Annotated in this window: 11 protein-coding genes; 3 read left to right on the top strand and 8 right to left on the bottom strand. The window is 39.6% G+C overall.

Features of this window, described 5'->3' with window-relative positions:
- Position 1: 1 nt before the first annotated feature.
- On the top strand, positions 2 to 376 hold the full coding sequence (locus ACFFHF_RS07520; protein WP_160546456.1) for a spore germination protein GerPE: 375 nt from the start codon (positions 2 to 4) through the stop codon (positions 374 to 376).
- A 38-nt stretch (positions 377 to 414) separates the two neighbouring features.
- Entirely contained in the window at positions 415 to 633 is a 219-nt protein-coding gene (locus ACFFHF_RS07515; protein ID WP_377057830.1) for a spore germination protein, read from the top strand.
- Between the two features lie 13 nt (positions 634 to 646).
- Here ACFFHF_RS07515 and hlpB read toward each other — a convergent pair whose 3' ends face one another.
- The 5 genes from hlpB to ACFFHF_RS07490 form a co-directional block, all read right to left on the bottom strand.
- Complete coding sequence (hlpB, locus tag ACFFHF_RS07510; protein WP_340902827.1) at positions 647 to 958, bottom strand: HNH nuclease-like protein HlpB; 312 nt, start codon at positions 956 to 958, stop codon at positions 647 to 649.
- A 57-nt stretch (positions 959 to 1,015) separates the two neighbouring features.
- Positions 1,016 to 4,789, bottom strand: a complete 3,774-nt coding sequence (addA, locus tag ACFFHF_RS07505; protein ID WP_377057829.1) for a helicase-exonuclease AddAB subunit AddA — start codon at positions 4,787 to 4,789, stop codon at positions 1,016 to 1,018.
- Positions 4,755 to 8,261: a helicase-exonuclease AddAB subunit AddB gene (gene addB, locus ACFFHF_RS07500; protein ID WP_377057828.1), complete on the bottom strand. Its 3,507-nt coding sequence runs from the start codon at positions 8,259 to 8,261 to the stop codon at positions 4,755 to 4,757. The genes addA and addB overlap by 35 nt, the downstream gene beginning before the upstream one ends.
- A gap of 195 nt (positions 8,262 to 8,456) precedes the next feature.
- A complete protein-coding gene (locus ACFFHF_RS07495; protein WP_377057826.1) occupies positions 8,457 to 9,323 on the bottom strand; it encodes a Cof-type HAD-IIB family hydrolase in 867 nt (288 codons plus the stop codon).
- Positions 9,316 to 9,567, bottom strand: a complete 252-nt coding sequence (locus tag ACFFHF_RS07490) for a DeoR/GlpR family DNA-binding transcription regulator (RefSeq protein ID WP_377057824.1) — start codon at positions 9,565 to 9,567, stop codon at positions 9,316 to 9,318. Before ACFFHF_RS07490 ends, ACFFHF_RS07495 begins: the two co-directional genes overlap by 8 nt.
- 47 nt (positions 9,568 to 9,614) lie before the next feature.
- Between ACFFHF_RS07490 and ACFFHF_RS07485 the strand changes: the two genes are divergently transcribed.
- A complete protein-coding gene (locus ACFFHF_RS07485; RefSeq protein WP_377057822.1) occupies positions 9,615 to 9,926 on the top strand; it encodes a hypothetical protein in 312 nt (103 codons plus the stop codon).
- 169 nt (positions 9,927 to 10,095) lie between these two features.
- On the opposite strand, the gene fabG is transcribed toward ACFFHF_RS07485, so the two are convergent.
- The 3 genes from fabG to ACFFHF_RS07470 all read right to left on the bottom strand — a co-directional run bounded on the left by fabG (position 10,096) and on the right by ACFFHF_RS07470 (position 13,779).
- Positions 10,096 to 10,836, bottom strand: a complete 741-nt coding sequence (gene fabG / locus ACFFHF_RS07480; protein ID WP_377057821.1) for a 3-oxoacyl-ACP reductase FabG — start codon at positions 10,834 to 10,836, stop codon at positions 10,096 to 10,098.
- A 155-nt stretch (positions 10,837 to 10,991) separates the two neighbouring features.
- Positions 10,992 to 11,630, bottom strand: coding sequence for a TVP38/TMEM64 family protein (locus ACFFHF_RS07475; protein WP_377057820.1), 639 nt, complete (start codon positions 11,628 to 11,630; stop codon positions 10,992 to 10,994).
- A gap of 151 nt (positions 11,631 to 11,781) precedes the next feature.
- Positions 11,782 to 13,779, bottom strand: a complete 1,998-nt coding sequence (locus ACFFHF_RS07470) for a prolyl oligopeptidase family serine peptidase (RefSeq protein ID WP_377057860.1) — start codon at positions 13,777 to 13,779, stop codon at positions 11,782 to 11,784.
- Positions 13,780 to 13,839 lie beyond the last annotated feature (60 nt).

The following is a 13,839-nucleotide window of genomic DNA, read 5'->3' as shown; positions in this document are numbered from 1 at the left end:
TATGCTTCAACGATCAAGTTCTGTTAAACATATTCACATTACGAATGCAGCTATATCATCCGTCATTCAACTTGGGGATTCAAAAATTATTAATGGTCTGAATAGAGCGATCGCTGTGCAACGGGAAAAGCAATTGTTTATTGGTGATGAGGAGGATTTCTCGAAATACCCCATCTTTCAACGCCCCATTATTTTTCCTCAAGACAAGGAAGACGTGATGATCACTTCCTTTCATCAAAATCCAATGATTCATGTGAACACCATTAATGTCATTGCCTTCTCCTCTTCCTCTATTCTTCATGTTGGAAATACGCAGGCAATTAATATGGAAGCACGAATCAAGCATATTCGTCAGCTTTTACCAAAGAAAACTTGATGCAGACTGAAAAGACTCATATGTAAAGGATGTTTTTTATGCCCGCAATTACCGGTCCCGTACAAATTACAACGGTGAGCGGTGGAATCGTCCAATTTGGCGATGCACTTTACATCTCACCGAAAAGCAACTCTAAATCTGTCACTGGTGCTGGTGCTGTAAATACAGGCGGTATCATTATTACTAATAACGGGTTATCAGCTAGCAATGTGTTAGATACTAACTTAATTGATCAGCCAACATTAGGAAATAACTAGGTGGAACACTGTTTCACCTCTTATTTTGCCTTCTGTCCTTTGATTTAGATACAGTAATCAATTTGGAAGCTGGTTGTTTCTGAATCCACTTTACAAACTTTTTAATCATTTCGTCATCACGTAGTCTTTCAATTGTGTTCATACGAGCAGCCAATTCCTCATTCGTATAAAGGGCATGAATTTGCTTATGACATGGTAGACATAGCTTGGCTGTAGGTAAAAAAGTTCCTCCCAGCTCTTTCGGTGTTAGATGATGGATAGTAATCTCAACATTGTTGCGCAAACAAAGCTCACAATCACCAAGAATGATTGGTTTCTTCCCCATTGCTTTCCCTCCTAAAAAAATAGCCAGCAAGAGTAATTTCTCCTGCTGACTAACTATTTAGTCCATTTTCATGATATGTGCACCATCGAAGAAGAATAAATACGATTCATGTACCTTCTTCTTCCATATTTCCTCTAACGCTCTTCTATATAGTTCAATTTGAACTTTGTAACGATCTTCAAGAATTAATCTCGCTTCTTCATATCCACCCTTGTAGCGTTCATGAATTCCATCCGTTTTAAAATCAAGTAGGACGAGTCCTTCATCATCTTCAAAAACACAATCAATGATACCTTGAAGGAGAACGGCCTCCTCCTCTCCCTTCCAATCTGCATACACATCGCTTGCAGGAAGAGATAAACTGAAAGGGATCTCACGCAACACTGTGTTTGCTTTTAATAATCTAACACCGAGCTTCGATTCAAAAAATTGAACCACCTGGTCAACATCTATTACCTCCAGCTGCTCAAGTGTTAACAGTTCAAGTTGAACCATTTCAGTTAATTGGCTCGTAATGCTATCAAAAGTGATTGGTTTTTCTAAATCAATCTGCTGCATCACCGCGTGCATAGCCGTGCCTCGCTCTGCTGGGGTTAAGGATTTTTCCTGCATAAAACGTGGACGATTCATTAGCGGTTTCCTGAATTTTTTTTGCAATTCTATTCCGCTTTCTTCATCCCGCAATTCTCTTTGCCTTTTCACTTCAGAGACAGACTGCTTAGAACGATGAGTGGAAGGCGCGAAGTATTTATACTTGTACTCTAATTGTGAAAGTACCTGTTCGTTCCACTCTGATTTAACCGGAAGCTCTTTTCCCTCTTTTACAAGTTCTAATAAATGATCCTTTTCTTCTAAAACCGTTTCTTTTATTGAAGCTAACTGTACTGCATCGATTAATTCTATCTTCCAGCACGATGAATGGTTCGAAATTTCTTCTGGGACAAGATGTCCGATCCCCTTTCCATTTCGCAACTCCTGACAATCTTGATGTCTAATTAAGGATGGTCCAATCCAGTCTAAGTAGCCCTTCGCTGATTGACGGTCGTACTCTTTTAGTAGCCATTCCGGATGAATGGAGAACTGCTCCCAATCCTCAAGCTTCTTTTCTACATTCTTTACGGTTCCTAGTAAATATAAATACTCTTTTGCTCGGGTTAATGCAACATACAATACACGCATTTCTTCCGCTAACATCTCGAGTTTCTTTTTGCGTTTAAAAGCTAGCTGGGGCAACGATGGATATGAGATTCTCTTTTTAGGATCAACATACTTTGCAGAAAAGCCAAGCTCCTTGTCTAGCATATAGGATTTCCTGATATCCATCATGTTGAACTGGCGGCCCAATCCAGCCACAAACACGACTGGAAATTCTAACCCTTTACTGCTATGAATGGTCATGATTCGTACAACATCTTCACTTTCCCCAAGTGCGCGAGCAGCACCTAGGTCGTCCCCACGTTCTCTCATCCGTTCGATAAATCGAAGAAAGCGAAACAATCCACGGAACGATGTTTCCTCATATTGTCGTGCACGATCATACAGAGCACGTAAATTCGCTTGCCTCTGCTTCCCGCCTGGTAGCCCACCAACAAAATCAAAGAACCCCGTTTCTCTATATAGCTGCCAAAGTAACTCTGATAATGCACCTTGTCTAGCTGCCGTTCTCCATTTTGCTAAATTCTCCATAAACGGTACAATCTTCTCATGCGCCGCTTCATTCATTTCCGTTGGCGCCTTTCGATAAAAGGAAGTTAGAGCCTCGTAAAAAGAACCTCTTCGATTCTCCATGCGAACACAAGCCAGGTCTTCTTCGGTTAAGCCCACAATCGGAGAACGCAGAACAGAAGCAAGTCGGATATCCTGATATGGATTATCAATGACATGTAACAGAGACATCATAATAACGACTTCTGTTGCTTCAAAATAACCCGTTGATAGGTTCGCATAAACCGGTATTCCCTGATCTTTTAATTCCTCCATAATCTGTGGAGCCCACGTCATTGATCGAAGCAAGATGACAATATCTTTATATGATGCCGGCTTAGAGCTCTTTGTTTTAGGATTGTAAACAGGCTTTCGCCCTTGAATCAGATCGTTTATTTTACTCGCAATAAGCTTAGCTTCTAGCTGTGATTGTTCGAGTTCTTCTTCATCAAAGGAGTCACCTTGACTCTCAGTTTCTCCTTCTTCATTTGAAATTTCCTCTTTACCATTACTATTAATGATCAACAACTCAACTGGAACAGCTTCCTCCGGGTAGGACGCACCAGTAATTAACTCAGCCGCTTCATCATAGTTGATTTCTCCAACTAAAACACCCATGATCTGCTTGAATAAATAGTTGGTTCCATGAAGAACTTCCTTTCGGCTCCGGAAATTACGAGCTAAATCAATTCGAAGGCCTGATTCTTCACCCTGTGAAGTAAATCGGTTGTATTTACCCAAAAATAAATTTGGCTCTGCTAGGCGGAAGCGATAAATCGATTGCTTTACATCTCCTACCATAAAGAAATTCCCTGTCTGCTCTTCGTCTTTAGTTACTAAATTTAAAATTGCTTCCTGTACCATATTTGTGTCTTGATATTCATCAACAAGTACTTCTTTAAACTGCCGTCGATAGACACAAGCTTCCTCAGAAGGTTTGAACTCTTGATCCGTACTTTCTTCTGGATTTGATAAGATCTGGAGGCAATAATGCTCTAAATCAGCAAAGTCGACAAGTCCTTTTTCCCGCTTTATGAAATCGAATTGTTTAGAAAATTCCTCAACAAGGTTAACCAATGTTTGGATATAAGGCTTCATTTGTTTCATGTCATGAATAAAACTTTGTGGTTTTCGTGAAAAAAGCTCCGCTTGTAAGGCTTGAACCATTTTCTTTCCTTTGTCACGAAGTTTTTGAGATTTTTCTAATAGTACCTCATCATACTCCGTTTTTTTACATGGTTTTAGCTTTGAAAATGATTCACTTATCAGTGTGTTATATAACTCATCCCATGAGTGGTTACTTGCTTCAAGCAGTCGATCAATGATTCTAATATCATCAGTAAAAGTTTCCGCTCGAGGACTGGGTCCTTCTGGAAGCTTTGTTATTTCAAGAGCAGCTTCAAATAAGCCCCTTGCACCTTGAAGCTGGAGTTGAATATCAAAAAGAAGTGTCTGATAAAAGGGCAATGATTCGATCGTTGTTTGTTCATCTACATCATACATACCAATAATTGATTGTAGATAGCTCTTAGGCGATGGATTTGAACGCGCAAAGTCATAGAGCTCTCGGATAATCACTTGTAGGGCCGCATCGCTGCGGTCATTTGAAAACATATCAACCAAATCAAAAAATTCAGTATTAGCTTCCTTCCCGTACTCCTCTTCAAATATGGTATCTAAAACCTCATCTCTTAAGAGTTGCGCTTCCGTTTCGTCAGCGATTCTAAATCCGGGATCAACCTCAATTTTATAATAAAACTTTCGAATCACCTCTAAGCAAAAGGAATGGAGAGTGGATATACTCGCCTTATTAAGTAAACTTAGTTGCTTTCGGAGATGTCTCGATGTGGGATTTTCATCAATCGCCTTCTCAAGTGCCTCTCCCATACGATGCTTCATTTCTGCCGCGGAAGCATTCGTAAAGGTTACGACTAGCATCTCATCAACGTCCATCGGTTGATCTTCAGAAACAATTTTCTTAATCATTCTTTCAACAAGAACGGCTGTTTTTCCAGATCCTGCTGCGGCAGCAACTAAAATATCTTGTCCGTTTGCAACAATTGCTTTCCACTGATCATCCGTCCAAGTCGCATCACTCGGTTTCGGTGGAAGTTTCATGCTCGCCATTTTCAGCACTCTCCTTTCGCATTTTTTCTATTACAGTCTCTTTGTCTTCAACCTTTAACATCCTATAGTTATTAGCCTGTAATGATTCATCAAATTGACAAACAGACTTGAACGAACAAAAAGTACATGGTGTTTTCTCCTTCATTTTATAAGGAGAAATTTGAACGGCACCGTCGACTATACTATTTCCCGTTTTCACGTACATATCTCTAACATACGACCGCAACTGATTAAATTCTTCCTTACTTGCCACTTTCGATTTTTTCGTTAGCGACCCGTCTTTTTTAATTCCAGCAGAAATAATTCTCGATTCACCAGATTCTAATGTTTGGTCCATAAGTTTAATCACATTTTCTTCGCCTAACAATAAACCATTCATCTTGAATTTTTTAAAAAGCTCTGCCTCAATCTCATCCCAGTTAAGCATTTTGCTCGTACTAATCATCGGATTATGCACATGAAAATACACAACACCTGCTGGGCTAGCCTTAGTACCAATTAAAGATTCAGAGTTTGAAATAATGATATCTAAATACGTAAGCATTTGCAGGGCCAAACCATAATAAATTTCGTTTACATTTACGTCTTTTGCACTTGATTTATAGTCGAGTATTCGCAGGAACACTTCACCAGCATGGTCGGCTTTGTCTACTCGGTCAATACGGCCCACTAGCTCCATTTTCGTCCCATTTTTCAAGGTAAATGGTGCAGGCTTTATTTGTTCCGAAGGTCCAAATGGTAGTTCCAGCCCTACCGGTGCAAACCCGCTTGCCTTTGCATGGTCACGTAAAATAAGAGAAGCCCGCTGAATAATTTGTTCCAGCTTTCGTTTAATATAATGGTGACGATTCGAGCTTAATAGAATTTCATTTTGTAGTTTTGGCGCAAGTAAATCCACTGCTTGTTTTGCCAAATTTTCCATTTCATCCTTTGACACATCTGACCATGACAACTTGCTCGCTACAATTGTTTCAGTAATATATTTTAATGCTGCGTGAAAGAGTTCTCCAATATCCGGTGCTTCTAGTTTAAATACTTGACGTTCTCTAAGCTTTAACCCGTGCTGAGAGAAATGTGAGAACGGACAGCTATGGAACATTTCCATTCGGCTGACACTCGATTGGATTTCTTCTCCATACAAATCCTTGCTCGTCTCCTCAGACAGCTTTGTTGTTTGATTTTCATAGGTTAAGCTAGAAAGTACTTTCCGCACATCCCTTTGAAAATGCGGTTTTGACTGGTAATAGTTATACACATCCCACCATAGGTCGTAGATAGGATAATTTCTTTTCTTTAGCTGAAGTTGTGTCGTTAAATATGCAAGCGCCGTATTTTCATGTGCAACAAATTTTAATTGTTCCAACTCACTAAGCTCTGAAGGCTCAGTCATGAACGATAGAGCTTCACCATCAGGAAACATATCAACCATTCTCTTAATATATGGGGAGGCAATTAATGCCTTTCCTTCAGAATTTGCTAGTGGATAAGAAACATACAAACGCTCAGACGGAGTGGTGAAAGCCTTATAGGCGATAAACTCCTCATCCAATAAACGGGTTTTACTACTCGCGGAAATCTTTAAACCATTTAGTAATAACTGCTCCCTGTCCTCATCGCCAAATATACCCTCCTCTGAAAATTTAGCAGGTAGGACACCTTCTGTTATTCCGATTATAAAAGCAACTTTCACATCGGTTAAACGAGATTTTTCAAGATCAGCCCCTAGCACTTGATCCATTGCCGGTGGTACTAAAGAGAACTGCAGTGCTTCTAATCCTGCATCCAAAACATTTGAAAACTGCTTTGGAGAAACTTTTTCATCCCCTAACATTTCAACAAACTGATCCAAAAGCTCAATCACACCGTTCCATGCCTGATCATGCTCTCTTGCTTTTGTTAATTCTCCCTTTTCCTCTTCAGCTATTTTCCATCTTTCAAGCTTTGCAGGGATTTCTAATTCCTCTAGATAAAGAAAAAGTGCCTCCGCTAATTTGCTTCCATTCTCAGCTTTTTTCAATCTTCTTGATAAGCGAAGGATCGGTGCTGAGATCATTAGTCTAAGCTCGTTTAACTTTTGTTCAAAGTCTTTTTCCTTATTCGTTTGGGCAACAGATTCTAATTCAAGTCCTCTCATTCGGCGATAGACCCAACGATCACGTCTTGTCCACTTATCTCCTTGAATTCCAAACGCGAGGACAAAATTTTCAAGCTGATCCATTTGCTCTCGCATTTTATTTGAATCTACATGAAGCGGAAAAAGCAGCTCTGTTTTGATCGCTCGAAACACAGGTTCATAACGCCAATATCCGTTGATTACTTCAAGCGTGGAGCGAATAAGTTCGATAACAGGATGATGAAGCATCGTACGTTTTTGATCCACAAAAAACGGAATCTCGTAATCATCGAAGACCGTTTCTATTAAATTCTTGTATTCATGACCATTTCTCATCATGATGGCAATGTCTTTGTATCTATAATTCTTCGTTCGAACAAGTGATAGAATTTCACGTGCAATTCCTTCGATTTCCGCTCGACGATTAACCGCTTGTCCAATCGTAACAGCCGTTTCCCCCTTAAATACATTTGTAGGGCGCGTATCAAAAAATGTTTCCAAATGCTTCAGGGATGGATGCTGCCATCTTTTTTGCTCAGATAAAATGGTTTCTTTTATTTCTAATTTTTCTACTCTAGCAATCTCATAAAGACTTTGACAAGTCTCCGCATTCATACGGAATAAATGCAATTCATCTGGATATTTTTCATTGTACGGTTCATCTAACGTAAGAGTGATCGTTACTTTTTTACAATGCTTCATGAGCTGACTTATGATGAAATACTCTTGAGGTGTATAACTGTAAAATCCGTCAATATATATTTCCGCATCTTTTAAGTAGTGCGATAACGGTATTTTTTCAGCTAGTAATTTGAAATAATCCTCCGAGTCCACATACGAACCAAAAAGGGCATCTTCAAAATGTTTATAAATCAACTCCAGATCATGTAATTTATCACGAAGGACTTTGTTCATTTGCTCAGCTTGCTGCTGAATAAGCAACTCTTCTGGTCTTACTAAATATCTTTTAAATTCAACCAACATTTGTTCTAGCTGCTGGATGAACCCATTTTTGTCAGCAGAAAGATTAAAGAGCTTTAAGTCTGCTTTTCTCTCCTCAACAATCTTGCGAATCAACATATTAATACCAACACTATTTAAATGGTACCTAGTATTCCCACCCGTTTCCTGCAACACTCGCCACGCTAGTCTTGAAAAACTAAAAACCTGAGTTCGAATCATTCCTCCAAGCCCAGGTGTTGTTATCAATTTATATTCAGAAGAAAATGTCATCTGGTCAGGTACTAAGTAAACAATTGGATCTCCCACTGGCCGTTGCAGCATTTCTTCTCTTATCTCATCTAAACAAAATTGCGTTTTTCCAGTTCCAGATCTTCCGATAACTAAGTGAACTGCCATAAGAAAACCTCCCTCGTACGTTCCTTCTCTATCCTATTATCTTACCATAGCTACTCCCGGAAATAGGGAAATAACCTTCTTACCGTGAACCGCTTTTTCTTTCCAATTTAGAAATAAAATAGGCCAACCGATTTGGTTGACCATTTATATCTTGGTTGTCACGCCTTGCGATCAAGTTACGCCAACCATGGATACCTATTTTTTTAATAGACGATAGATAAAATGAGCAACTCCATGTTCATGATTTTCTAGAGTTACCTCATGTGCTTTTTCTTTTACTGCCTCATCAGCATTTCCCATGGCAGCACTTCTTCCTACCATCGTTAACATAGATACATCATTGTAATTATCTCCCACTGCTGCCATTTTTAGAAGTGGTATTTGTAAGATTTCTCCTAATTTTTCTAAAGCCTTACCTTTAGAGGAGTTTTCATGTATAAATTCAAAATTATGTTTACCCGACGAAACAATATTCATCCCTTTTAATCCAAGGAAGTTCTCTTTCCCTCTATTTAATTTTTCATCATGGAAAGAAAAGGCAAGAATATTATAAATGTCTGCATCACTTCTAATGATGTCTTGATAAGAGGGGACAAATTCAAAGCCTGTTTGACTGTACTGGGTCGCTAATGCCCGCTGTATATCCTCTTCTTTGACAGAAGGATCTTCCGTTCTCAGCTTTTCTGCTTCCCTTTCTAGTAATTCTCTCCCATGCTTTGGTGTAAGTAATGAATGGTCAGCAAACACTTCATAATAGAATCCTTCATCCTCTAGCCATTTCAGTATCGGTTCTGCTGCCTCTTTATCAATGGGAACCGAGTGCACCTTCTCACCGTTCGGATGATGAATGGTTGATCCATTCGCTGAAATGATCCATGGTGTCATAGGAAAGTTACTTTCATTAAGTATGTTTTTAACATCGTGATAAGAACGTCCTGTTGCAATGACGACCATGACTCCTTGATTATGGGCAAAAGTCAACGCCTCCATGTTTTCAGCACTGATGGTATTTTCGTCGCTCAACAAGGTACCATCTAAGTCAACTGCAATTAAATTAGTCATTTTCCTCTTCCTCCCCCTCGCCAGCTATGACTATCTCTACACCTTTCTCTTGTAAGAGTTGCATAAAGTCACTACTAGGCTCACGATCTGTGATCAGTACATCTATATCTGCAAAACTTCCATAATGAAAGAAGCCATTGACTCCAAATTTTGTGTGATCTGCTAATACAATCACTTGTCTAGCTTGTTGCATCATTTTTTTCTTTAACATTCCATCCTCTTCATGAGCACTTGTTAAACCCATTTCGGATATACCTACTGCCCCAATAAAAGCTTTATCAACAGAATACTGTGCCAAAGGATCGACAATTTCGCCGTGAGTTAAAAGAGCATATGTACAAAGCTAACCATCATGTCTGGGCAAAATACTATTATGATGTTATGCATTTTAACTGCAAAGATGATTTAGCAAAGATTACCGCACCCGCTCTGTTGATGTACGGAAGCAGATCAGATTCTTTTAATACCTACATTAAAACGTATAAAAAGGAGCTGGCTGATGTCGAGATCTTTGTTATTAAGGGAGAATCACACCAGTTGCCAACGAGACAGCCTAGTTATGTTAATCAGATCATTACGGGTTATTTGTTGAGTAGGAAGTAGGCGGGGAATGTGTAGGAGGTTGGCTGGCAGTTCTATTTGACCGTCAAGGGGATTATTCCGTCCTAGCGGGCAATTAGGACCTCCCTTTCTTCCCATCCATTGGCTTTTACACGAAAGTTACACAGGAAAAAACGCAAAAAAACTAGCCCAATAAGGACTAGTCCATTAGTCACATCATAATTCCTCCATCAACATGTAGCACAGTTCCATTCACATAGTTGGATTCATCCGATACTAAAAATAGGTAGGCATTCGCAATGTCTTCCGGATTTCCCAGTCGACCAAGTGGGACCATCATCTTCATTTGCTGTAGTACTTTTTCCGGTACTTTGGCCGTCATTCCCGTTGCGATAAAGCCTGGTGCCACTGCGTTTACATTGATTCCTTTACGCCCAAGCTCCTTGGCCCATGTTTTTGTCATACCAACCACGCCCGCTTTGGTGGCAGAATAATTGGTTTGACCCACATTCCCATATACCCCAGAGACGGACGAGGTATTAATGATTCTCCCTTTTCCGTTAGAAACTAAAATAGGAAGCACGGCTTGTGTACAATGAAATACCCCAGTTAAATTAACATCAAGCACTTGCTGAAAATCTTCTACCGCTAACTTCGATAGCATCGCATCACGAGTAATACCAGCGTTATTCACTAGAATATCAATCCCACCAAAACGACCCACTACTTCCTCCACCATTGCATTTACACTATCACGATCAGCTACATTTACTTGAAAAAAAGCCACTTGATACCCCTGTGCCTTTAATTCCTCTGTCTTTGTTTCTCCTAAGGTGGCATCGTAATCTGCTAAAGCCACCTTTGCTCCTTCTTTCGCAAACAAGCTCGCTGCGGCAAAACCAATTCCGTTTGCCGCCCCCGTAATGATTGCTACTTTCCCCTGTAATCTCATACTTTTCCTCCTCAGTTTAAAAACTCTATATTTTGGCATCGCTTTCATTTTATTCATGAACTTTGCCCGCCGAATTAACCCTTTACTGCAGGGGGAATTAGTTTTGTTTGTATAACAGGGGCAAACCTTTTCATCTTCATCCCTCCTTCTGTTGATTATCGGTCCTTTAATCTGATCTTTTCCGGCTCACTTACATTCGTTTCAACACGGTTGAGACGGGCCTCAATCCTTTTTCCTATAAACCAAAGTAAGACAATAACAAAACCAACGATCGCTGTACGTATGGGTTGAGTAATCAATGAATGTATATCGTAGCCAACAAAGCTAATCGTAAAAATCATGACCATTTTCCCTGTCAAAACAGCTAGCATATATTGAGCAATACTTATTTTTGATAGGCCAGCTACAATGTTCACAACAGCTGATGGTGTAAAAGGAAAGCATAAAAGTAAAAACAGTGGGCCAAATCCATGGTTCTCCACCCAAACCATGAGTTTTTGAACTTGAGGGTGCTTTTTTAAAAAGTTCAATATTCTCTTTTGACCAAACTTCCTGACCAAGAGAAAAACGATTAGTGCCCCACCTGATGCACCTATCCAAGAAAATAAAAATCCAAACCATAATCCAAAGGCACTCGCATTTGCCATCACAAAAAGGAAAAGTGGTAAAAACGGAAGGAACGCTTCTAGTAATGGAAGTAATATTCCCGGTAATGGCCCAAAGGAACGGTATTTTTCTATTAACTCCATAATATTTTCAAGAGTAAACCAAGCTTTGATTAATTCTACATCCATTACTTAATCTCCTCACGTAAATAAGCTGCATATTATTCTAACATGGTCCTTTTTCTCATATTGTACACCTCCTAATTAAAAAAGAGAACGAATTCGCCTATTTTATGACAAAAATACCCACAGGACTCGTTTCCCATGGGTATTTACTAGATTATTGAATATATTCTTTAAACCATCCAAGAATATGGTTTAGTCTCTCGATTCTTAAATTAGGCTTCCCGCTTCTTGATAACTCATGATTGGATTCAGGGAAACGCACGAATTTCGTTTCCTTTTTACGATGCTTTAACGCAATGTATAACTGCTCAGCCTGCTCGATAGGACAACGATAATCCTTTTCACTATGCAGAATAAGGAGTGGTGTTTCTATCCTTTTTACATAGGCGAGTGGGGAATGCTTCCACAAGGTTTCTAAATCCTCAAGCTCTGCTTTTATTTGCCATTCATTAAAGTAGTACCCAATATCACTTACTCCATAAAAACTAATCCAGTTTGAAATGGAGCGCTGAGTAACTGCCGCCTTAAACCGGTTCGTGTGTCCAACAATCCAGTTTGTCATAAAGCCGCCATAGCTTCCGCCCGTAACCCCTAGTTTGTTTTCATCTATAAAGTCAAACTTTTTCAATGCAAAATCAACCGCATCCATTAAATCTGCATAGTCTCTTCCACCATAATCTCCACGAACCGCATCAACAAATGACTGCCCGTATCCGTGACTGCCTCTTGGATTAATAAATAAAACGGCATATCCGGCTGCAGCTAGCATTTGAAACTCATGAAAATATGTATTGGCATACATAGCATGAGGTCCACCGTGAATTTCTAAAATACACGGATATTTTTCACCCTCTTTAAATGATGCCGGCTTCATGATCCAACCGTGTAACTGCCAGTCATCTGTGGATGTAAATTCAATTTCTTCCACTTCAGCGAGGACGACCTCCTCAAGAAATTCTTTATTTACATTTGTTAGTTGTTTAAGATCTCCCGTTGGTACATCCAATAGATAAAGCTCTCCTGGCTCGGTTGGTTTACTGATTGCAACGACTGCTTGATTCACTTGTCCACCCGTAGTTGCACCATACACATGCTGCTTATCAAGCAATGCCGGATACAGCTCACCTTCTACCGAACCGTAGTATAGAACGGTATTTCCATGATCAGTTGCCAAGAAATAAAAACTCGTACTGTTTTCTCCCCAAAGCACGCCCGGAGTTACTACCCCTTGATGAAAATCTCCGATTGCTAAGTCTCCAACAAGCAAGTCTGTGCCTTCCGTTAAGCAAGATAATGTTTCTCCCTCAACATCATAAATCCAAAGCTTGGTCAAAGTTGCATTCTTAAATTCTCTTTCGTGACCAAACAGTCCGATATATTTTCCATCCGGAGAAAAGCTAGCACTGCCAAAATAACCTGTACCTTCTGTCACTTTTCTTAGCTCTTTTGTTTTTATATCTAATAAAAAGAAATCATTTATGAACGAAAAATCTGCATCTTCGCTTAGATCCGCTGATACTGCAAGTGTATTTCCATCTGGAGACCAGCTTTGTAAATGGATATCGGCATTTCCCGATGTGATTAGCTGTACTTCTCCACTTTCGACGTTCACGATGGCCACCTGTTTTACTTTTTCATCTAGAAAACCGGCTGCATCCGATTTATACTTCATCTTCTCTACTACTAATGGCTTTAACAGTTTTGGATTTTCTTCACTTTTCTCTTCTTTCTCACTCAGTTCTTCCCCTGGTTTTAACCCGGTAGTAAAAGCGATTTGTTTTCCATCAGGTGACCAAACTGGATTACTAACTCCATGAGCTATGCTAGTAAGCTGTCTCGCTTCCCCACCCTTTTTATGCAGTATGTATATCTGTCCCTTCCCGCTTCTCGTTGAAACGAAAGCTACCTTTTCTCCACATGGTGACCATCTTGGAGAAAAATTCCGCTCCGTACCAAAAGTCCATTGAACAGGATCCGATTCTTCCTCTACATTCATGTAGTAAATATTTGAGACATAATCATTTTTCTTTTCATCAATTGCAGTTTGAATATACACTAGGTCTTGTCCATTGCTAGCTAGCTGAGGGTCTGCTACTGATTTTAATTGATACAAGTCTTCTGCCACTAACGTTCTTTTACTCACCCATATCATCTCCTTCATATTTACTTATTTATTTCGATAGCTGAAATATTATTCCTTCTAAAAAACTTA

This window comes from Robertmurraya beringensis (genome assembly GCF_042433785.1).
In the GTDB taxonomy this organism is placed as follows: domain Bacteria; phylum Bacillota; class Bacilli; order Bacillales; family Cytobacillaceae; genus Robertmurraya_A; species Robertmurraya_A beringensis.
Note: the sequence above shows the minus strand (reverse complement) of the source record. Positions and strands in the feature narration are given on the sequence as shown.